Annotated in this window: 22 protein-coding genes; 18 read left to right on the top strand and 4 right to left on the bottom strand. The window is 60.0% G+C overall.

Annotation, left to right across the window (positions count from 1 at the left end):
* Positions 1-214 precede the first annotated feature (214 nt).
* The 9 genes from GRI89_RS02870 to GRI89_RS02830 all read left to right on the top strand — a co-directional run bounded on the left by GRI89_RS02870 (position 215) and on the right by GRI89_RS02830 (position 10,827).
* Positions 215-817: a hypothetical protein gene (locus tag GRI89_RS02870; RefSeq protein ID WP_235912740.1), complete on the top strand. Its 603-nt coding sequence runs from the start codon at positions 215-217 to the stop codon at positions 815-817.
* Between the two features lie 280 nt (positions 818-1,097).
* The gene (locus GRI89_RS18350; RefSeq protein ID WP_159792013.1) at positions 1,098-1,601 is read left to right on the top strand and encodes a helix-turn-helix domain-containing protein; all 504 of its coding nucleotides are present in this window, start codon (positions 1,098-1,100) and stop codon (positions 1,599-1,601) included.
* Between the two features lie 291 nt (positions 1,602-1,892).
* Positions 1,893-2,354, top strand: coding sequence for a phage terminase small subunit P27 family (locus GRI89_RS02860; protein WP_159792011.1), 462 nt, complete (start codon positions 1,893-1,895; stop codon positions 2,352-2,354).
* Positions 2,347-3,669, top strand: coding sequence for a site-specific DNA-methyltransferase (locus GRI89_RS02855; RefSeq protein WP_159792009.1), 1,323 nt, complete (start codon positions 2,347-2,349; stop codon positions 3,667-3,669). The genes GRI89_RS02860 and GRI89_RS02855 overlap by 8 nt, the downstream gene beginning before the upstream one ends.
* A gap of 515 nt (positions 3,670-4,184) precedes the next feature.
* Positions 4,185-5,474, top strand: coding sequence for a hypothetical protein (locus GRI89_RS02850; RefSeq protein ID WP_159792007.1), 1,290 nt, complete (start codon positions 4,185-4,187; stop codon positions 5,472-5,474).
* A 52-nt stretch (positions 5,475-5,526) separates the two neighbouring features.
* On the top strand, positions 5,527-6,357 hold the full coding sequence (locus GRI89_RS02845; RefSeq protein ID WP_159792005.1) for a M12 family metallopeptidase: 831 nt from the start codon (positions 5,527-5,529) through the stop codon (positions 6,355-6,357).
* Between the two features lie 30 nt (positions 6,358-6,387).
* The gene (locus GRI89_RS02840) at positions 6,388-6,753 is read left to right on the top strand and encodes a hypothetical protein (RefSeq protein ID WP_159792003.1); all 366 of its coding nucleotides are present in this window, start codon (positions 6,388-6,390) and stop codon (positions 6,751-6,753) included.
* Between the two features lie 49 nt (positions 6,754-6,802).
* A complete protein-coding gene (locus GRI89_RS02835; RefSeq protein ID WP_159792001.1) occupies positions 6,803-7,834 on the top strand; it encodes a hypothetical protein in 1,032 nt (343 codons plus the stop codon).
* A gap of 35 nt (positions 7,835-7,869) precedes the next feature.
* The gene (locus tag GRI89_RS02830; RefSeq protein ID WP_235912737.1) at positions 7,870-10,827 is read left to right on the top strand and encodes a hypothetical protein; all 2,958 of its coding nucleotides are present in this window, start codon (positions 7,870-7,872) and stop codon (positions 10,825-10,827) included.
* Positions 10,828-10,846: 19 nt separating this feature from the next.
* On the opposite strand, the gene GRI89_RS02825 is transcribed toward GRI89_RS02830, so the two are convergent.
* Positions 10,847-11,233, bottom strand: a complete 387-nt coding sequence (locus GRI89_RS02825) for a hypothetical protein (RefSeq protein WP_159791997.1) — start codon at positions 11,231-11,233, stop codon at positions 10,847-10,849.
* Between the two features lie 617 nt (positions 11,234-11,850).
* On the opposite strand from GRI89_RS02825, the gene GRI89_RS02820 reads away from it, so the two are divergent.
* From GRI89_RS02820 to GRI89_RS02800, 5 genes are all read left to right on the top strand, one after another.
* Positions 11,851-12,078 (top strand): DUF3489 domain-containing protein, encoded by a 228-nt coding sequence (locus tag GRI89_RS02820; protein WP_159791995.1) that lies wholly within the window; start codon positions 11,851-11,853, stop codon positions 12,076-12,078.
* Positions 12,078-12,518, top strand: a complete 441-nt coding sequence (locus tag GRI89_RS02815) for a DUF2924 domain-containing protein (RefSeq protein ID WP_159791993.1) — start codon at positions 12,078-12,080, stop codon at positions 12,516-12,518. The genes GRI89_RS02820 and GRI89_RS02815 overlap by 1 nt, the downstream gene beginning before the upstream one ends.
* Positions 12,519-12,636: 118 nt before the next feature.
* On the top strand, positions 12,637-13,137 hold the full coding sequence (locus tag GRI89_RS02810) for a hypothetical protein (protein ID WP_159791991.1): 501 nt from the start codon (positions 12,637-12,639) through the stop codon (positions 13,135-13,137).
* Positions 13,127-14,275 (top strand): DGQHR domain-containing protein, encoded by a 1,149-nt coding sequence (locus tag GRI89_RS02805; RefSeq protein WP_159791989.1) that lies wholly within the window; start codon positions 13,127-13,129, stop codon positions 14,273-14,275. Before GRI89_RS02810 ends, GRI89_RS02805 begins: the two co-directional genes overlap by 11 nt.
* On the top strand, positions 14,275-15,126 hold the full coding sequence (locus GRI89_RS02800) for a DNA adenine methylase (RefSeq protein WP_159791987.1): 852 nt from the start codon (positions 14,275-14,277) through the stop codon (positions 15,124-15,126). The genes GRI89_RS02805 and GRI89_RS02800 overlap by 1 nt, the downstream gene beginning before the upstream one ends.
* 241 nt (positions 15,127-15,367) lie before the next feature.
* On the opposite strand, the gene GRI89_RS02795 is transcribed toward GRI89_RS02800, so the two are convergent.
* The 3 genes from GRI89_RS02795 to GRI89_RS02785 all read right to left on the bottom strand — a co-directional run bounded on the left by GRI89_RS02795 (position 15,368) and on the right by GRI89_RS02785 (position 20,007).
* Positions 15,368-16,531: a tyrosine-type recombinase/integrase gene (locus GRI89_RS02795; protein ID WP_159791985.1), complete on the bottom strand. Its 1,164-nt coding sequence runs from the start codon at positions 16,529-16,531 to the stop codon at positions 15,368-15,370.
* A gap of 303 nt (positions 16,532-16,834) precedes the next feature.
* Positions 16,835-17,833, bottom strand: a complete 999-nt coding sequence (locus GRI89_RS02790) for a formylglycine-generating enzyme family protein (protein ID WP_235912735.1) — start codon at positions 17,831-17,833, stop codon at positions 16,835-16,837.
* Positions 17,830-20,007, bottom strand: coding sequence for a PQQ-dependent dehydrogenase, methanol/ethanol family (locus tag GRI89_RS02785; protein WP_159791983.1), 2,178 nt, complete (start codon positions 20,005-20,007; stop codon positions 17,830-17,832). The genes GRI89_RS02790 and GRI89_RS02785 overlap by 4 nt, the downstream gene beginning before the upstream one ends.
* A 111-nt stretch (positions 20,008-20,118) precedes the next feature.
* Here GRI89_RS02785 and GRI89_RS02780 point away from each other — a divergent pair, with 111 nt between their 5' ends.
* From GRI89_RS02780 to GRI89_RS02765, 4 genes are all read left to right on the top strand, one after another.
* Positions 20,119-20,577 (top strand): YaiI/YqxD family protein, encoded by a 459-nt coding sequence (locus GRI89_RS02780; protein WP_159791981.1) that lies wholly within the window; start codon positions 20,119-20,121, stop codon positions 20,575-20,577.
* Positions 20,578-20,741: 164 nt separating this feature from the next.
* Positions 20,742-20,945, top strand: a complete 204-nt coding sequence (locus GRI89_RS02775) for a hypothetical protein (RefSeq protein ID WP_159791979.1) — start codon at positions 20,742-20,744, stop codon at positions 20,943-20,945.
* The gene (locus GRI89_RS02770; protein ID WP_159791977.1) at positions 20,942-21,079 is read left to right on the top strand and encodes a hypothetical protein; all 138 of its coding nucleotides are present in this window, start codon (positions 20,942-20,944) and stop codon (positions 21,077-21,079) included. The genes GRI89_RS02775 and GRI89_RS02770 overlap by 4 nt, the downstream gene beginning before the upstream one ends.
* 13 nt (positions 21,080-21,092) lie before the next feature.
* Complete coding sequence (locus GRI89_RS02765) at positions 21,093-21,302, top strand: hypothetical protein (protein WP_159791975.1); 210 nt, start codon at positions 21,093-21,095, stop codon at positions 21,300-21,302.
* The last annotated feature ends 54 nt before the right edge of the window (positions 21,303-21,356 follow it).

Raw genomic sequence — 21,356 nt, 5'->3', positions numbered from 1 at the left:
GAGGGAAAAACAACCCTTCGGCCCCTGAGGGCGCAAGCATTCGGCATCAAAAATCCACCTAAGGCGGCCTTCTCGAGGTAGGGCCGCAGCCCACTTGACATATTCGCCGTTATAATTCCGCAATCAACTGGAACTGTCGTCGCCACCTCTTTTGGCATTAGCGAAATTCATCGAAAGATTGTAGACCATTAGTCAGGAAGTCTAAGCCGATCGGATGACAAGGAAGTTCGGATCGGCCCGTATCAGGGCAAGCTACTCGCTTATGCAATTTGCCAGGGACCACTTGGCCAAGAATGGCGAATGGGCTGAGTATGAAAAAGTCATCCACGCTCCTGCGCCGAGGAGCGTTAAGCAGTGGGACCCTTTTCCTCCGCGCACGGTAACAGAGGCTCCCTCAAAGGAATATCTCAGACGGATTGCACTGCACGAAGAGTTCGTCAGCCGACTTCGCGATGCCCTTTCGTCCGCAGAATGGCGGGTTCGTGCTTTGCCAAGACATAAGCTGCAATTCGAAGAGATTGCGCCTGCGGCCCTGCTAAAGTCGGGAGTAATTTCATTCGTGAGAAGCCAGGTTGGCAAGCTTGAGGAGGTGGAAATCATTCCTTCGACGGCTGAAGAAAGACTCACGAAGCTTATCTGGTTCATCGAACAGGTCTGTTCCGTCGTTCCTCCCAAGTCGGGAATGACCAAGCCCATGATTCAAGATCTCGCAGAGCGTTTGTTTGAATTCCATGTCGGGGATGATGTCTTCAAGGTGGCCTGGGTCGAAGCCAAGATCCCCACTGGCTACAAGACCGGCGGTCGGCCGAAGCAATAAATCGAATCCTGATCTCCCCCTCATTTCTTGCTTCTTCCAGGGGAATTGAGCGCGTCAGTAAGAATCAAGAGGTGCTGACACGTGACTGAGCGAACGATTGATTTGCATGCATTCCTGACGCCTAAAGAGCTTGCCGATCGGTGGCGGACTAGCTTGCGGACCCTCGAAGGCTGGAGGTTCAAGGGCGTCGGACCGACCTACACGAAAATCTCGAGCCGTGTCCTGTACCCTCGAGACGCAATCCTTCGAGCAGAAGAGCGCGGCTTGATGGGAGGCGATCATGACTAAGGCCAAGGGCAACGCGCCGCGCCTCCTTGATCGAGCTTTCGACGACCGGGGCGTTGGTGGAAACGCCAAGCACGTATTTCTCTATATGTGCCGCGTAGGCAACGGCTCGGGACTTTGCTTCATGACGAAAGGGAATCTCGCCGCTGTATCTGGCCTGTCGCCGTCCACGGTTTCTCGGTCGCTCAAGAAGTTGAAAGCGACCAGACGCATAGTGTTCGTGGGAACGAAACCTGGAACGTGCGCATCGGAATACGCACTCTATCCTGGGGGTCAAAATGACGTCAAACCCAGGTCAAATCGGCGGGGAGAGGCAGGTCAAAATGACTTCCAGAATCCTTCAAGGAATCCAGAAAGGAATCGCGCTGGAGCTGTGGAAAGCTTGGGGAAAACCGCACGACGCCGATCAGCGACCAGAGTGGGTGTCGCCGTCGATGAGATTCTGGATAACATAGCAGAAGGCATTGGAAGTGAAGAACCAGGCGAGGGGGGGAGTTGAAACCCTGACAGGTTTCACACGGACACCGGCGGTGGTCGTTTTTTCTTATCTCCGCGAAATTCAAAAGGGGGGGGGTGGCGCCGCATTTAGGGCAACTCCTCGAGGGAGTGCGAGGCATTCTTGGCAAGTTTTGTGCTCGCTTAAGAGTCGCGAAGCATCGCCACCACAACTTCCCCACCACTCGGCGATACGCTCCCACCCTCATCTCTTCGATTTGCTATTACCCAAGATTGAGAACCTCGGATCTGTAGTGCCACCATTTGCGCGACGCCAAGAAGGAGTAACGCGAAAATGGCTCGTGGTCGAAAACCGATCCCAACTCATTTGAAGCTTGTCACGGGAAACCCTGGAAAAAGAAAGTTGCCTTATCAAGAGCTGCGCCAGCGGCAGCGTAGGCTTCATCCAAATCGAAAGCTTTCCTCAGCGCAAAAGAAAGTCTGGGCAAGGGTCGTCAAGCACGCGCCATTCGGCCTGCTTCAGCCCATCGATGCAGAGGTTCTGACGCGATACGTTGTTGCGGCATGCCTGTACGATGAAGCGGCTGCAAGTATCGACGCAAGCCCGGTCCTAGTTCGTGCGCCAAGTGGTTATCCGATGATCAGTCCGTGGCTGGCCGTGCTGAACAAGCAGCAGGCCATTCTGCAGTCACTCGCGTCGGAACTTGGCTTCACGCCTTCCTCGCGAGCTCGTTTGGGCGTTCGCGACGATCATGAGCCAATCAACGACATCGAGGCCAAGTTCTTCGATGACTGACTTGCAGAGAGACTGGCCGGCTTGTCAGGCAGTTGAGGCAAAGATTGCGGATCTGCGACCTTACGGGCGCAACGCACGAACTCACACGGCCAAGCAGATAAAGCAGATTGCAGATGCAATCCGAGAATGGGGCTGGACCAGCCCTATTCTGATCACCGAGGATCGGATGATTGTTGCCGGGCATGGCCGCGTACTTGCGGCCCAGAGGCTCGGAATTGAGACAGTACCCGCGATCATCGCGAATGGCTGGAGCGAGAAACAGATCCGTGCCTACGTCATCGCTGATAACAAGCTGGCGCTGAATGCTGGCTGGGACGAAAAGCTGCTTGCCGCTGAACTAGAGGATCTGTGCGCTGCAGGATTTGCAGTGGATCTTATTGGATTTTCCGACCGTGAATTTGCAGAGCTTGTTCCACCAGGTGAGCGGCTTCTCACCGATCCGGATGACATTCCTGACACTAGCGCTCAGCCGGTATGCCGACCTTGCGATTGCTGGATCCTTGGTGACCACCGACTAGTTTGCGGCGATGCGACGGAGGCCAGAACCTACTCTGATCTTCTCAGGGAAGATCGCCCACAGTGTTGCTGGACTGACCCTCCCTACAATGTGAACTATCAAAGTTCGGCAGGTTCGATTGCCAATGACAACCTCAAGGACGCAGAATTCGCTGAATTCCTTCGCAAGTCGTTCAGCTGCCTGGCCAAAGCCTTGCCAAGCGGAGCGTCTGTCTATGTAGCTCACGCCGACACTCAGGGCCTCAAGTTCCGACAAGCATTTGAAGATGCTGGCTTGAAGCTTTCCGGGGTCGTGATCTGGGAGAAGAATTCAATAGTCCTCGGAAGATCGGACTATCAATGGAAGCACGAGCCGATCCTCTACGGCTGGAAGCCGGGAGCGGCGCATACGTGGCTAGGCAATCGCAAGCAGTCGACTATTTCCGAACTTAACGGCAACGTGTTTTCGATGAACGAGGACGGCTCAGTGGTCGTGCGCGTAGGTAATGAGACGATAGTAATTGAAGGGCAGGGTTTGAGCGCACGCGCAATCGAGCCAACAATTATCCGTGTGGACCGTCCCAGAGCTTCTGCCGATCATCCGACAATGAAACCTGTGCAGTTGATCGTATCCACACTGCGGAATTCTGCAGAGCAAGGCGACATCGTTTTGGATCCGTTCGCTGGATCCGGCTCTACCATCATCGCTGCTGAGCTGCTCGAGCTTCGATGTCGAGCAATCGAATTAGATCCTCACTACTGCGATGTAATCATCGAGCGATGGCAAGACGCAACTGGCCGGAAAGCTGTCCGCGGATGACCGCAATTGGGCCGAAGGTAGACTGACGGCTTTCGGACATCAAGCAGCGATAGCAGACGCTACTGAAGGTTGACTGCCGACAAGACTATGTCGCGGTGCTTCAGGCAACCGAAAAACGGCGACATCGAACCGCTGAAACGCTTCGCGTGAACATAGAATTGTCTCGAAAGCTTAGAGAGGCACACCCACTTCCACGGTTGCTCGCTTCCGGATCGCCATGGAGTGTCGCTGTTTACCTATCCGGTGTCAGATACCTGCTGGGGGCGGAACAAGCCTCTACAGGGATTCTGGGACGATCGGATCGGACTTGCAGGCCAAATGTTCACGCAAAAAATCGACGATACTCGATCAAATAAATACACCAAAGCGGATCAATATCTATTCTTGTCGTAGTCTCAATTGCAAATGCTCATGACTATGATATCCTGCCGTTTACGACGACTTGAATTCTACCGATGTGCGATATTGCGGTCGATCTCATTGGGGGGGTTATGCGGTCACAGGCCTTACTCGCGTTGGCGTTGCTTCTCGGTGGGTGTGCAACCACCAGACCCGACGCTCCGGTCGCCCGAACCGACGCCACATCGATTCAATATGAGCTCCCCGAGACGCATGCGCAGGTCGCGCTCGAGCTTGTCCTCAAGAAATGCGACGGCGGGATCGAGGCCGCGCCGACCCTGACCTTGTCGCCGGTCGCCGCCCCGACGCCTTACGATCAGCATCGCTTTCGCATCTACGGTGCCGACCTCGCTTCGTTCACGAAGAACCGGTCACTCAAGATCGAACTTCATCCCAATCGCGCGATCAAGTCGATCAACGGCGGTGTCGCCGATCGGACGGGCGCGATCATCACGGGCGCGCTCAAAGTTATCGCCGGGCTTGTCCCCTTTGATGCCTCGACGTTGCCGGTCGCCGGATCCTCCTGCAACCCGGCCACGCGAGACGCGCTTGCCCGAATTGACATACTGGACAAGCGGATCAAAGCGCTTCGCGCGACGCTCGATACGATCGATCCGATTCGCGCCGAACAGACTCGGCTCGGGATTGATGCGCTGGCGCTCGAGGTCGCACGGTTGAAAACCGGTCAGCTGACGCTCGGCCTCACCACCGAGATCAGCTTTATGAAAGGGATCGACGGCGGGCTCATCAGCTGGCGCAAGGATCAGTTGAGCAAATGGTTCGACAATGTCGCCGACAATCCCACCACCTTCGCACTCGGCTACTGCTTAGAGACGACTGCCTCGGCTCGGAAGAATGGCGGCGCCAGCTGCCTCACGTCTCAGGCGAATACCGGAAATACGAGCCTGGGGCAGATCGACATGGCGAAGTATGTTCCGCCGCTCCCCGGCTGTCTGAGCGAGACGAGCAAGTGCGCACAAACCATCGTATTTCGCGAGCCGGTCGATATGGTTTTGACGGTCATCGCCATCACCAAGGATTTCGGGGCGGCGCGAGAGGAAAAGACGCTCAAGCAGCTGACCTTGCCCGTCGCCCAATGGGGCGACATCACCCAGCTTGAGCTAACTGCTGGCTTCGCGGAGACCAAAACGATGGCGCTCGGTCTCGACGAATTCGGGCGGCGCGGTTCGTTCGAATGGAAATCCGATGCACGCGGCGAGGCGATCGTCGGCGCGGCCGGCAGCATCGTCGATGCCAGCGCCGCCTTGCGCAAGACCATCGATACCCAGGAACAGCAGGCGCAGCAGGCCGCCATCACCTCCCTCGAAACCGAACAGAAATACAACAAGCTCAAGCTGTGCGAGGAAATTATCCGCGCCGGCGGATTCAAATGCCCGGAGAGCTGATACCAGATCGCTTTCGTAGAGGACCGATCGCAATCGCGAGAGGAATTTGCCGATGACCGACCAATCAGACGATGCCGCCTATGAGCCCGCCGATGAAAGCCTCGACCTTCCTGCCGCGATGTTTCGCCATGATGGCCCGAAGCACCGCGTCGACACAGATATCTACACGCTGAAGGACGGTGTTCGAAATTTCACGGCGGCTTATGTCGAACTCGGCGGCCAGGCCATCTTCGAAGGCGACATCGTTCTGGGTAGTCAGGAACAGGTGGCACGGGCACGCGCTCAGAGCCAGGTCTTTACCCGCGGTGTTACTATCACCGGCAGCCAGTTTCGCTGGCCCTCGGGCGCCGTCCCGTATCAATCGCAGGGCGTCGTGCGCGACACAGCGGAAAAGGCCATCGCGCATTGGATGCAGCGCACGCCGTTGAAGTTCGTCGCGCGCACCGACGAGGCCGATTTTATTTCCTTTGAACGACGCGACGGCTGTTGGTCGGCTGTCGGGCGGCAAGGCGGCAAGCAGGTGATCTCGCTAGGAGAAGGCTGCAGCGTCGGCTCCGCAATCCACGAAATCGGTCACGCTCTCGGCCTCTGGCACGAGCAGAGCCGGGAGGATCGGGACAATTACATTACGCTCGTCCCTGAAAACATTATCCCCAATATGGCCTTTAATTTCGAGAAGCATGTTCAGGACGGCGATGATCGCGGCGTTTATGACTATGGCTCAATCATGCACTATCCGGAGAAGGCCTTTTCGGCGAATGGCAAGGCGACGATCGTCACCAAGACCGGCGCGTCGATCGGCCAACGCAACGGCCTTAGCGCCGGCGACGTGGCTGCGATCAAGGCGATCTATGCCGGCCTCGACTGGAGCGGGTTCGCCTGAGCTGCCGTCCAACGATGCAAGGGCGATGCGATGCCGGCGCTGACGAGCGAGGTCGTGATCCCGCCCGAAGTCCCGAGCTTTGTCGATGCGACCCTGCAAGTCACCATCCGCGATGTGGGCCTCGTCGACCGGGCGTCCGAGCCGATCGCGCAGGCGTGTATTGCGGCGGTCGCCCATCATCGCGGGCGCGAGACCAAGATCTCGCTTCGCGTCGCGCTGGACGAGGGGCGCGTACAAGAGCGCTCGCATTACGCCGCCCAGGTCTGGCTCGACATCGGCTCGACCGGCGAGCGGTCCGAGGAGGATCTGTTTTCGGACGAAGCCCATCCTATCCTGACCCACGGCTGGCCGAGCGACGTGCAGATCGTGCTGCGCGCGCGGGGAGCCAGTACCTGAACAAGGTGGGCCGGCCATGACGATCCGCAATCCCGACGACCATGCGCTCGTGATCGGCATCGAACATTATCCGCAACTGCCGCCGCTCAAGGCAGCGGTGCGCGACGCGTCGCGCTTTGCCAAATGGTTGGTCGATCCGGACCAGGGCAGCCTCAATCCCGACCATGTGCGGCTCATCACATCGAGCCCGCATCCTACTGGCACCGACGTGACCGAAGCCGTGCCCGCGCATCGGACTGTCACGCGCGCCTTGAACGCCATGAAGATCCGCGAGCGCACCGAGACCGGCGAGAGGCTTGGCCGGCGGCTCTATTTCTATTTTGCCGGGCATGCGTTCGGCCCGACTTTCGACGAGATCGGCATGTGGCTGATGGACGCCGCCCGCGACCGCGCCAATGTCGCGCTCAGCTTCCGCGGTTATCGAGAGTTCTTTCGCACCTTCGGCGTCTTCGACGAAGTGGTCTATGTGATGGATTGCTGTCGCGACCTCATCCGAGGCCCGACTGCTAATGGACCCCAGCTCAGCCCGCCCAATCCAGCCAGCGTGCCGAAGGTGACCGACTTCGCCCTGCTGGGCGCGTCTTGGGGCGACAAGTCTTTCGAGCTCCTGCAGCAGAATTACGAGCCGCGCGGCATCCTCACCGAAGCCATCATCGAAGGTCTCGAAGGCAAGGCGCAGCTTGCACTAGACGTGCAGAACAATGTCACGAGCCGGACGCTGTGGGATCATGTGCGCGTACGGGTCGGTGAACTCGCCGAAGCGGCTCCCGTCAAGATCGACCCGTCGCCGGAGCCGATGTTTCCGAACTACGAGATGATCTTGTCCTCGCCAGCGACGGCATTCACGACGATCGTCAATATCATCAACCAGTCGGGTCTGACAGGAACTGTCACGTTCAGTCTGCAAACCGAGCTCTACAAGGCCGACCTTGCCACGCTCGATGGGGCGACGCCTTGGCCCGGGCCGATCCGCTCAGGCTTCGTCTATTTCCTCGAGGTCAGCGCCGAGGGCGCTCCAGCCGATCCTCGCGCCTTGGACACGCGAAACAAAGACGGCAAGACGATCGAGATTAGGCTATGATGGCAGTTGCTGGCGAATCCTCCCAAGGCGGTGCGATGCTCGGAAATCCAGGCCACTATGCCGTGCTCATCGCGACATGCGGGCTAGGCGCGGATGTAAGCCTGCCCGCTACCACGGCGCGGCAGTTCCACGACTGGCTGGCGAACCCGCTGGGCGGCGGTCTCAGCCCCGACCGCATTCATTTTTTGGCACCCGGCCCTGAAAAGCGCGAAGAGGATCCGCCGACCTATGCGGTCACGCGCACGTTCGCGCAGCTCGGTCTCGGGGCGAGTGGCATCATCGGGGAGCGTCTCTATCTCTACCTATCCGGTCGAGGCCAGCGTATCGCCGGCGCGACCCAGCTGGTGCTAACGGCGCGCGATGCGATGCCGACAATCATCGATGTCGGGCAGCTGGTCGATCATATCCGGCGCTCGGGCGCCTTTCGGCAACTGGTGGTCGTGGCCGACCTGCAGGCTGCGCTGCCGATTGATCCCGGGTCCGCTCGCCAAATTATCGATTTCCCAATTACTGAATCGCGCATTCTATCCGAGATCAGCGACGTCCGATTCGTCGACCTCGCCTATGAAGACGGCCAGGCCGGACGGTTGACCGCCGCCTTGGTCGCGGCGCTCCTCGGCAACCCGGCACATTCCCACCATCTCATCGACGCCGTCAACGCCCGTATCGCCGCGACGGGACCAACCTCCGCCCAGGCGATCGAGATATCGTCATCCGGTCCGCCCATCGACTTCGCTTCACGGCCCGCCAGCGGCGAACTCATCGTCGAAGCGCCGCATTGGGCCGCGGAAATCCAAGTCGTCGATGGCGCCGGATCGATCGTTCGCGCGCTCGGACCGTGCGAGACCATGGCGAATGGCCGCCGCGGCATCACGCTGTCGGTCCCCGTGGGCGCTTTCGAGGTGACCGCCAAGCTTGAGGAGCAGAGCGCGAGCCAGCTCGTTGCGGTCGGTTCCGGCCGCCTCGTGCGTATCGCGGCCCTGTCATGGAACATGCGTCCGGCCTTCGCCGCTCCGCTGCACGGCGCGGCAAAATTTCGGCGCGACCAAGCGCGTGCCGCCGTGAAATGGAGCGTGATCCCTGACAGCCTGTCCAAGCCCGACGCGAACAGCCGGCTCTTTCTGTTCGTCCGAGCGCTCCAGCCCGAACGGATGGAGGATATCGCCAGCAGCTTAGAAATCCTCGACGCGCAAGGCATTCAGGTCGCCAATCTCGCCAAAGAGAGCCAAATCGGGCGCAAGAAGCGCTGGCTGACCTTCTGTCGCGACCTGCCGGCCGGGCACTATGTGCTGCACCGCCGCGGCTGCGAAGCCGTTCCCGAGCGATTTCATAGCCTGCATCTGGCGGACGGCTGGTCGACCCAGATTTTCATTCCCGCCCGCCATTTCCCCTCGCTCCGCAACCTTGCCGTACATCTCGCCCGACCCAATGTACCCTTCGATCCCAAAAGCCAGAGCGCCATGGCCGCCGAACTCGTCGCCGACTGCCTCCAGCGCAACCGGCCGATCGGCGAAGTGATCGCCTCGGGCGAGATCGAACAACTGCTCGACAACGAGACTGCCAACCCAATGCTCGGTATTCTGGCTGCCCATGCATTGCGCCTCCATGCGGCATCCGCACCCGACCACAGATCCAGCGGCTCGTTCAAGTTCGACGCGATCATCGATTTTCTTGGCCGGGTTCTCCCTGACCATCCGGACGTTCGCGCGCTCCGGCTGGCGCGCGAGGAAATACTCGACACGCCGTTCTGGGAACCGCCGACTCTGCGCGCAGGCCTGGCCATCGTCAAAGACGCAGCTGTGCGCACGAGCGGGATCATCGGTCTCGGTTCGCTCACCGAGACACTACTCAGTGCCGCGCTCGACAATAGCGCCTGGACGTCTTGGCACCAGCTTGCCCAAGCGCCGCGTCAAATGCTGGGCGACAGCACGGCCGCATCGTCCACCATTCCGGCTTTCATGGGCGGTAACCAAGGAGGCGACGACCGGCTGGTCCGAGACGACCCTCTGCCGCTACGCCACGATGCGGAGCCCGACCCGGTGCAGAAAACCGTCGGCACGCTCGAAAATCTCTCCTTACTGCAAGAGGTGCGCACCATTATCGATCAGGCCGACGCACTGCCCGTGCAGCTGCGCATCGACCCACGCAAGTCGGCCCGAGATCTAATCGACGCCGCCCAGCCTGAAGCGTTGAGCGAGGCCACCGGGCTTCCCCTCGACCGCGTGTCGCAGGAGCTGCGCTCCCTGCAGGCGGCCACCGACGGCAACGAAACCGACCCGGCGCTCACTTCTGTCGTCGGCCAGAAGCGCCTGCTCGGCGAACTGGCGCGACACTCGCTCGCAAACGATGCGACGCTCTCGTCCCTCGCCGCTTCGGTCGGCGGCCCGCCGAGCGATGCGCCGACCATTGACGAGACCGCCTCGCGCCTCCTGGCTGAGGCCAATCGCCTGGCCGTCACCGCGCAAAGTCCCGACCATGCGCAGACCCCGGAAGGCCCTGCACTCGCGGAAGCGTCGGAAAGCCTTCGCAAGTCCGCTGCAAACCTGCTCAAGAGCGCGGACTTCGTCGCCATCACAGATGCGGCAGGCAAGGTTCAGTTTGCCAACGGCGCATTCCAGGCTATTGTCGGCGGCCCCACCAGCCCGCATGTGGATGACTGGGAGAGCTTTTTTTCGAAGCACAACCTAGGTGCTGCGCGCGTCGAACAGGTTCCCGTCGCCGTCAACCCTGGCATGACCTTTGGCGAAGGCGACCGCATGCTGCAGCGGACCGAATTGCTCGGTCCCGACCAAAACACGACCGGCTTCATCAATATTCTCAAAAGCAGTTTCGCGCAGCTGAACCTCGATGAGAAGCTCAAGGGCGTGGACGAGGCGGTCTCGCGGCTCAGTCTTTACTCGTCCATCTATTCGCATACCGAGGGCGGCAGCGACTATCGCGAACAACTGTCCAGCGCTGTGCTAGCCATCACCAAGCTCACCGACGAGTTCTAGGGGTAGGATTGGCTCCGGATCAGCCGGCGACGGCTTTCGACGCAGTCGAGAACAGCGACTGCCAGCCAATCCCGGATGCGAAGATCGCGCTGAATTGCACGAAGCGCGGGTTGGCCGGATCGAACGAGCTTTTGTAAACCCCGGGGAAAATTAGGACGGCCATGATTAGGCCGAAGAAGGTTTGCGGAATGAGATCCGGCGTAGTCGTGCCAAACCAGTGCTTGGTGGCGATAAACGTGTGCAGGAACGGTTCCGCCGCGACGCCCAAGGCTACCGCGACATATTGCGGCAGCCAGTCCGCCGGTTTGGGCGGTGGCGGCGTCGCGTCGGGATCATAGATCGGTCGCGGCGCTATCGCGCCCAGATTGAAATATCGACCGATCTGTTTCGTCAGACTGTCCGCCATCTTGCCCTCCGCTGCGTGCTTTCCTGTTAGATTGATGCCTTCTTGCTCGGCGGCCTGTTCAGGGTGCCTGATCGGCGCCCGCCTTCTCCTGATTCGAAAAAGCCCGGGACCGCCTTGCTCGCTCGTGCAAATCATCGATCTTACTAATCAACGCGTCCCCTCGATTGGCTCTCTTGAGCCGCCGTTCTCACCTTACTGTAGGCGCTTTGACAGTCCAACACTCGCTAGATCTATACTAAAGCGTCGTTCCGCTTGCGCAAACGCGAACGCCCGCCGCGATTTAGGATCGAGAATTTTTTCTCGCATCCCTATTGCTCATTCTGTTGCAACCTCGCGTAGGTTCGCCTTTGCAACGGGCCCGACGCAGGCTTCCCGGCAGCAAACTCCCAAAGCCGGACGTTCCTGCCACCGCCGAGAGCGAACTGAACGAACGGCAGGTCTTGGGCTCGTGCCCAGCTATTCCGAACGACCGATAACGGGGCGCTAAGCGGTCATTCCGACGGGACTAGTTGCGCTTGTCGAGCATTGGTGTCGGCGATTGATCGCCGCCTGGACATGATGGTCCGGCGGCTCGGGTCAGTGAGGGCGGATGGTCCGCCCCACAAAGGAGACCCAAGATGTCCAACGCAAAGAACCCTCAGCGCAAGACCAAGGCCGCGAGCATCAACTCCATGCCGCGCCGTGAGCGAGGCGCCACATTGGCGGAGATGGAGAAGGCAAGCGGCTGGAAGTCGCACAGTTGCCGCGCATTCCTCAGCGGCGTGCGCAAGACCGGCGCAACAGTAGTCAAGGAAGAGCGACCGGACGGCAAGACTGCATACCGGGTGACTGCCGAGGTGCAGTGATGCCCGGCCTCGACATCGAGGACCTCGCCGCGATGTCACCTGCCGAGCTGAGAACCCGCTGGCGCGAGCTCTTCAGGAAGCCTGCACCCGATATCGGGCCAGGCCTGCTGCAGCGAGGCATCGCCTGGCGGTTGCAGAGCCGCTTGCATGGCGGGCTGCCGTCATCGACCAGGAAAGCAATCGAAAAGGCAAACAGGCGACTGGAACAGACCGGCTCGGTCAGGTCAGCTCACGACATCGCGATAAAGCCGGGGACGCGACTTGTGCGGGAGTGGAACGGCAAGACCTACCATGGGCATTGTCAGACTAACTGCACTTGGTCGATTTTGGATGAGATTGACCAGCTTCGGAAGCCCAAATTTTGGCCAAACGCCTCTGATCCTAGGAGCGAAGCCGGAGACAAGGTGAGACTGACAGCAGCCCTGAGCTGCGGCCAATAGGTTAAGGTGCAATTGCTCTGACAATGCCGCTCAGCGCCATAATTTGGTCCGTTACGGCCCTAGAATTTTGTTGCTCATTGAAAGCAGCCAGTTAGACCTTCCATATGCGGGGTGAGCGATGAAGGCATATTGGAAAGCGGTCCTCGGCCACCTCGGCTTGGCGGCCTACGATGTGATATTCGTAGCATTCTTCAGCTTGGCGCCTCTGCTCCTCGGTCGTTTGGCCGCCGTCGTTAACAAGAATTCGACAGAAGATTATTGGGCATTCCTATCGAATGGCCAGCTCGCATTTTTTTCGATGGGCTCGCTCGCAACGCTGGCACTCTTGTGCATTAGAAAGAAATTGCCTGATTCTGCGACCCTTTGGATCGGTCTCGGATCGATCGCCTGCATGCTCTTTCTAGTCGCGCTGGTTGCGATAGATCCGACGCTTCAGAAGGGGCAGGCGTTCGTGGGCGTGGCGGCATTCTGGCTATACCTCGGCGTACTCGTTGTTCGCATTTTGGCTGATGCAATGAAGTCGGTGAATTCGGGTGACGCGTTGCAAGCGGGTGCTACCGTGGCTTCGAAAGTTCAAGACGAACTCCAGCGGCGGAAGGGGGGCCACAATGAGAATTGAAGTGGTCCTAAACGTCGTTCGTGCGCGTCAACCGCTTGGAGACCTCTACATCGGCACGCTGCCAAGCCGAGTGCTATGGGAACTCGCCGAATATGACATGCGGGAAATTCGTAACTGTGAGGACGGTATATACCTAGCCACTGGCGTTCAACGCGAACTGAGTGAGAAGCGCGTCCAAGAGATCGCCACTTACGTGACAACTATCGACGCGACGTTTCCGACCGCCGTTGTGCTCGCCATTTCTGCCTCATGCGTCACGCTGAAAGAGTGTGACGATGGTTGCTTGAAGATGATTTTGCAGAGCGAGCAGGTCTCCAATCCCGACGGGCTCTTTAGCTACGAACGTGTCGCTCGGGTCATCGATGGCCAACATCGGATCGAGGGGCTTAAACGAGCGAACGTCGAAGACTTTGACGTCAACGTCGCAATCCTCGTCGATGCGGACATCGAGGATCAGGCGCGTGTATTCGCGACCGTCAATCTCGCTCAAACTAAGGTTAGCAAGAGCTTAGTCTACGACCTTTTCAGCTATAGCACTTCTAACTCGCCCGAAAGGATCGCGCACTCGGTCTGCCTTTCGTTGGACCAGACCGACGGAAGCCCTTTCCATGAGCGGATAAAGCGGCTCGGGACAGCAACCCCTGGGCGGTACGCGCCGGAGCCGCTTTCGCAAGCCACAGTAGTTGAGGGTCTACTCTCCCATATGGTGGCCAACAAGAAACAGCTGATCGCGGATCGCGACTGGGCTCGTCGGGGCCGGTCATTCCAGCCGATTAGCGATGACGAGGCTCGAAAACTTGTCCTGCGCCGCTTCTTCTTGGAAGGTCGCGATGTCGATCTGGCAGAACTCATCTGGAACTATTTTGAAGCGGTGCAGAAGCGCTGGCCGGAAGCGTGGGCAGTCAAAGGGACCGGACAGATTCTGCCGAGAACGAACGGGTTTCGAGCGTTAATTCGTTTTTTCCGCGACGCGTACAACTTCGTCGCGGTGCCCGGCGAGGTTGTGTCGTCGGATACCTTCAGCAGCATATTTCAGAGGTCGCAGCTCAAATGGGATGACTTTAACACAGAGCGTTATCCACCCGGCACATCGGGAGAGACGCGACTCTACCGTGACCTCGTCGAAACGATTGAGTGATGATCGAAACACAGCAGATTATCCGGACCGCCACTCCTCCGCCATTTCTGAAATGGGCCGGCGGCAAGCGTTGGCTTGTGTCGCGAGGTTTTCCAGCGCCCCCAACCTTCGACCGCCTCGTTGAGCCGTTTGTTGGGAGTGCAGCGATCTTCTTTTCGCTTCTACCTGAAAGGGCGATATTAGCCGATGTCAATCAGGACCTAATCAACCTCTATCGCGTCATCCGAGACAGCCCAGTGGAACTTCAGGCGATGCTCAGGCGGCATCACGACGAACACTCCCGCGATCATTATTACGCGGTGCGTAAGCAAGTGATCGGGGATGACCTCGGCCGCGCAGCCAGAATGCTTTATCTTAATAGAACCTGCTGGAACGGGCTTTACCGAGTGAATAGGCTCGGCGAGTTCAATGTGCCGATAGGCACAAAGACCACAGTGTTGATTGAAGGTGAAGATTTTGAACTCTACTCGAAAGCTCTGAGCGGGGCCGAAATAGCCTGCCAAGACTTCGAGACAACGATTGACGCTTGCGGCCATGGTGATTTTTTATTCGTCGACCCACCTTATACCGTGAAGCACAACATGAATGGGTTCGTGAAATATAACGAGACTATCTTCAGTTGGGACGACCAAGTCAGGCTTGCGGCGGCTTTACGGCGGGCCGGCTCACGAGGTGCTGCTGTACTAGTTACGAATGCCGATCACGAGAGTCTGCGGGAGCTTTATCGCGACGATTTCACCTACACTTCGGTCGAGCGTCAGTCCATTTTGGCTGGATCCGCAGCGCACCGCGGCGGCACAACCGAGGCTCTGTTTGCACTCAACCTTACGCCGATTGGTAGCCGCGCGTAGTAATTAACGATCGACGATGGCCCGCAAATTAGAATAGCTTCGATGATTGATCATATTACGCTCGAGATCGATAGTCGCGCGAACCGATGAGAACGAGGCTAAACCGCATCTGTGTAACTGACGTTTGAACGTTGCCCGAAGGATCGGCAGTTCTGAGCGTCGCGCACCGCCAGGCTGAACGGCTGAATTTGGGGCGCGAAGCAGACCCCGTCAGTCCCAAACTTCGAGGTGGACCCGCTTGTCACCCGGTCGGAACCAAACTCTGCGCGATCAGATTGGACACATCATTTGCCGCCTGAAGCACCGGCTGGTTGGCCAAGTGGGCGTAGCGTGCCGTCGTCTGAACCTGCGTATGGCCGAGGAGCTTGCCGATCATTGGCAGGCTCTGGCCGTGGCTAACGGCAACCGAGGCGAAGGTATGTCGCAGGTCATGTATCCTCGCGTTTTTCAGACCTGCGCGCCCTCGTAGCCGCTGCCAGAACGGCTGGAGATCGGTGAGGTGAGCACCTGGATTTCTACCTTCGATCACGAAGGGGTTATCGGCTGTGGGAGTAATGTCCTCCAAGACCTTGATTGCCGCATTGCCAAGATGAACCTCCTTTGACCCGGTCTTGCTGTCGGGAAGGCGGAGCAGTTTGTTTGGAATGTCGACGTACTCCCAACGGAGAGTCATGATCTCGCTTAGACGGCAGCCCGTGAACAGCAGGAGTCGTACGGCGGCAATCGCTGATGGGAGTTCGATCCGCTCCTCTTCCATCTCGCCGAGCACGCGACCGATGGCCTGAAGCTCTGCCGTCGAGTAGTATCGCTCACGCTTCTTTTCCGGATACTTCTTGATGTGCCGCCGAGGGTTGGTGCCGTCGGGTCGCAATCCCCAGAGCTCGGCCAGATTGAACATCTTGGAGATGATCTCAAGATTGCGGTTAGCCTGATAAGGACGGTGCCGCCAGTCGTGATGGTACTTCGCAACGTCGGCTCGGGTGACGTCGACGATCCGCAAGTGACCGATCGCCGGTAGAATGAAGAGGTTGAGGTTACGGCGGTACTCCTTGGCCGTGCTCGCCTTTAGGTGGACTGCGATATGCTCCACGTCGAAGCGATCGGAGAGCTCGCGCACGGTGAGCGCGGTGCGCTTCGCGCGCTTCTCAGCCATTGGGTCGACATCTTGGCGCAGCTTCACCATCGCCTCGAGGGCGAGGCCGCGGGCCTGGTCTGGCGTGATCGCGCCAAAGCGCCCCAAGCCCATTCGCCGGGATGTACGGCCATAGCGATACTGCAGAACGAACTGCTTGCGTCCGGTTGGGAAGACCCGAATACCGAGCCCTGAGAGTTCATCATCCCAGACGAAGTAATCTTTGTCAGTCGGTTCGAGCGCCTCGATCATGCGCTTTGTGAGCTTGGCCATTTACGCCTCCTGTTACCAGTGGCGGTTTCGGGCTCCGATCCGTAAGCAAATAGGAAGCAGGCGGGGGCGAAGCATAGCGAAACCGTGCGTAGACACACAGTCGCGATACACTTCTGCAGTCAACCTAAGGTGCTGAAAATAAGGTCTTAAGAGTAGGTTTGCGTAGTGAGCCGTAGGATTGCAGCAGAGCCCTCATAACCTGAAGGTCGTTGGTTCAAATCCAACCCCCGCAACCACCTAAAAACCCGACACAAATCATGGATCGAACGCTGCGCTTGCCGGCGCGATTTCGCACGTCTGCAGTCAGCCCGGTGCCCGGTCGTAGGCAAGGCGAAATCCGACGTTGCTCGCGCCAAGTCCGGCATCGCGCCCCTGCCGTGCCTCGGGCCGGTAGCGCTGGCAGTAATTCGGCGCGCAGAGATACGATCCGCCCTTCATCACCCGGCTGGCAAAGCCGGGATTGAGCGGATCGTATGCATCGTTCTCGCTAGGACCCTTGGGGTTGTCGCGCTGCGCCGGGTCGTGGCCCGGACGATAGAAGTCGGCGGTTACCTCCCAGACGTTGCCGACCATGTCGTAGAGCCCGTTGGCGTTGGGGGCGAAACAGCCGACCGGGGCAATTCCCTTGAAACCATCGCTGCCTTCGTTGACTGCCGGAAAGAGGCCTTGCCAGGTGTTGGCCTTGCCCGGTCCGGGCTGGTCCTTGCGCGCGGGCTGACCGGCTTTGGCGGCGTATTCCCATTCCGCTTCGGTCGGCAGCCGACCGTCCTTCCACTTGGCATAGGCAACCATGTCGTCCCACGCCATGTGCACCACAGGCTCGGCGGGTACGGCGTCAGCACCTCCAGGTCCGTATGGCTTCTTCCAGTTTGCGCCGGGAATGTATTTCCACCAATCGGCATAGCGGTCGGACGGCGTATCGGGAGGAGTAAACACCGCTGAACCCGGTTCGAGCAGCTCGGGCGGGATCTGCTCCTTCGGTACGTTGAACTGGGCCGCATCGACGGGCTTTTCCGCCAGCGTAACATAGCCGGTCGCGGCGACGAATGCGGCGAACTGCCCATTGGTGACCTCGTGCGGGTCGATCCAAAAGCTGCCGACCGTTGTCGCGCGCATCGGGCTTTCCTCGGCATCGACGAGGTCGGAGCCCATCGCGAAGGTTCCTCCCGCAATCCGTACCGGAGTGTCGGGCGGTGTGGCGCATGCGACCTTGGTGATTGGCGCCGCGCCATTCTCATCGCCGCCGGAGCAGGCAGCGAGCGCGAGACACAGCGGCATGGCGAACTGATGGCGGATGGTCATGTTCCGGGTTTCGCGGGGCCTTTGTCTCCGGTTTTGCCTGCTGGAGCGAGCGGCGAAGCCGGCTGCTTCGCCAGCTGCGCCGCCTGCGTGAGGACATAGGCGCGGATCGCTTCCACTTGTTTCTCGTCGAGCCAAGTCTTGAAGCTGATCATGCCGTTGTCCGACAGGCCGCCGTCAAAGACCACCGCCTTCCATGCCCCTGAATCCTTCGCGACTTGCGAGCGGAACAGGTTCGGGTTGACCGGGCCGCCATGGCAGATGTTGCAAAACTGAATGTATTGCGTGCCGCCCTCGGCAATCTGCTTGGGCGAGAACTTCTCGTCGCTAATGACGTAGGCTGGCGGATCGTAGGGAGGCAGCGGTTCGAGCTTGGCTGTGCCGCCGAGCTTGAACACCAACATCACACCGTTGGGCGGCGGGCGGCGCATCCAGTCGGATTGCGTCGCGACACCCATCGAGCCGCCGTACCCGGCCAGCACCGCGACAAATTGTACCCCGTCGACCCGGTAGGTCACCGGCCCGGCGAGGATCCCGCGCCCACTGTCGAAATTCCAAAGCTCCTTGCCGGTGTCGGCGGCATAGGCGTGGAAGAAGCCGTAGGGATCGCCCTGGAACACGAGGTTCCCGCCGGTCGCCAGCGTGCCGCCGTTCCACGGCCATTCCTTCTCGATCGTCCACGCGGCCTTCTGCTTGACCGGGTCCCACGCGACGAGCGCACCGCGGTTCATCGCTGCCAGCGCAGCGCGGCGTTCGAGCGGCGTGTTGCCCGGCACCGAGCCCGGCGGCGGGGCCATGAAACCGACGCCGGTGTTCCAGCGACCGATGTGCCGCTCGTAATTCGCGTCGTCCGACAGCGAGAGCGGGACCACCATCATCGGGATGTAGACGAGGCCGGTCTTGGGCGAATAGCTCATCGGCATCCACGCATGCGCGCCGATGCCCGAGGGGTAGATGAGGTAGGGCGCGTCCTTGTAGCGAATGCCCGGCTTTTCGACCGGGCGGCCGGTTTCGAGGTCGATCTTCTCCGCCCAGTTTTGCGGAGCGTAAGGCTCTGCGCTGATCAGCTTCCCGTCGCTGCGATCGATAACGTAGAAGAACCCGTTCTTCGGCGCCTGCATCACCACCTTGCGGACCTTCCCGTCGATGGTGAGGTCGGCCAGCGTCATCTGCTGCGTGGCGGTGTAGTCCCAGCTCTCGCCCGGATTGAGCTGGTAGTGCCACTTGTACTTGCCGGTGTCGGGATCGAGCGCGAGGATCGAGGCGAGGAACAGGTTGTCGCCCTCGCCATCGCTGCGCGCACGATGGTTCCACGGGCTGCCGTTACCAACGCCGACGAGCAACTGGTCGAACTCGGCGTCGTAGACGACCGAATCCCACACGGTGCCGCCGCCGCCCATTTCCCACCACTTGCCTGCCCAGGTCTTGCCCGCAGGCCCTGCCCAGACCTCGTCCGAGGCGGCGCCGTCGGGACCGTCGGCGGGGTTGGGGGGGACGGTGTAAAAGCGCCAGACGAGCCCGCCGGTGTCGGCATCGTAGGCGGTGACGTATCCGCGCACCCCGAGCTCGGCTCCGGAGTTGCCGATGATGACTTTGCCGCGCACCACGCGCGGGGCCATTGTGATTGTGTAGGGCTTGGAGATGTCGGCCGTCTGGACGTCCCACAGCTTGGCCCCGGTCTTTGCGTCGAGCGCGATCAGGCGGGCGTCGATCGTGCCGACGAAGACCTTGCCGCCCCAAACCGCCACGCCACGGTTGACCACGTCGCAGCAGGCCTTGGCGCCCTGCGAACGCGCGCCTTCGGGGTCGAACTTCCACAGCACCTCGCCGGTTGTGGCGTTGACCGCCATGACCTTTGACCAGGCGGTCGAGAAGTACATGACCCCGTCGACGACGATCGGCGTCGCCTCCTGCCCGAGGTGGGTGTCGAGCGGCACAGAGAAGGCGAGGCCCAGCTGGCCCACGTTGTCGACGTTGACCTGGTCGAGTGGGCTGAAGCGCTGCTCGGCATAGGTCCGGCCGTGGCCAAGCCAGTTGTCGGCATCGCTGTCGGCGGCGAGCATGCGGTCATCGTCGATCGCGCCGGCTTCGGGCGTGCCGCCGTAGTAGTCCGCCGGAAGGTCGCACCCCGCCAGCGTCAGGAGCGCAGCCGCCAAAGCCAAGCGGAAAAACTTCATCCGGCCCTCTCCCTGACGTCCGTGACCAACATTGGCCGCAAGTGGAGTTCGAGCGCAAGCGCCATGACGGATGCGGTGGCCCGACCTCTAGGAAAATGGCAGGGTGAGGCTATGAAATCGATCCGCATACTTGTCGACGCCGATGCTTGTCCGGTGAAGGAGGAAATCTACCGCGTTGCCGAACGCCGCCGGATTCCGGTCAGCGTGGTCAGCAACAGCTACTTCCGGGTGCCCGTTGGACCGCTGGTTGAAAGGGTGGTGGTCGATGGCGGATTCGATGCGGCCGACGACTGGATTGCCGAACGCGCCGACTCACGCGCGATCGTAATCACTGCAGACATTTTGCTGGCCGATCGTTGCCTGAAGGCTGGGGCCACTGTCGTCGGCAACAATGGTCGGCCCTTTACAGCTGCAAGCATTGGCAGTGCCATTGCCACTCGCGCCATCATGGCGGACCTGCGCGCAGGTGGCGACGTTGTCGGGGGCCCCGCACCATTCGGCAAGGCGGACAGGTCGCGCTTCCTGCAAGCGCTGGACGAGGCTCTGGTCAGGCTGGAACGGGCGCGATGACGGCGCCGCCCTGCGGCCCTTACATATGCTCGCCGGATCGCTATATGGGGACCACTGCGGGCAGACGCTCTTTGTAAGCGCTCGCGGCTGAGAGATGCGATGTGCTCCCGCTTACCCCATGAGGAGACCATCGTGCTTCACGCCCATCTCGTCCTTGGTTCCACGTGATCGAACCGGTGACCGACAGGACACTCATCGCCTACGCCCTGATTGCGGTCCTGGTTGCCTCGTTTGGAGCGCTCATTTGGTGGATCCGCTACAATTCCGAGCAGCAAACCGTGGCGCGAGAGAACTTGCGCCGGCGCAAGCAAGACGACGCCAGGGCGCTCAAGTCCATTGCGAAGGACGAGGGGGGAGAACGATCATGATCGACTTCGTATTCGTGATCTACGGTTTCCTGCTTGTGTTGATGATCGGTCTGGCCGTCCGGCTCGATTCTCGCCGTCGGCAACGCAGGCGGCAGGCCGAAGCTGCCTCCGTGCTCAACGAACCCTTATCCTGAAAGGTGCCAAGTTATGTCATCCGCCGAGCCGAAGCCGTTCCTCATCCTCAAGGACGAGATGGGACAGTTCCATCTGACCGTGCGTGAAACGCGCTATAACAGCCAGGGATATCCCTGGGTGGTGAGCAGGCAGGTCGAGGAGACCTTCAAGTCCACCGCAGCCGCGCGCGCCTACGCTGTCGAACAATTCGGCGGCAAGGCCGGCGAGTTCGCTTTCCGCTGAGGTCGACGGGTGTGCCCCTGAAGTCGCAAAGTGGAGAGGCTGGACCAATGGCGG

This window comes from Croceibacterium salegens (assembly GCF_009827435.1).
GTDB classification, from domain to species: Bacteria; Pseudomonadota; Alphaproteobacteria; order Sphingomonadales; family Sphingomonadaceae; genus Croceibacterium_B; species Croceibacterium_B salegens.
Note: the sequence above shows the minus strand (reverse complement) of the source record. Positions and strands in the feature narration are given on the sequence as shown.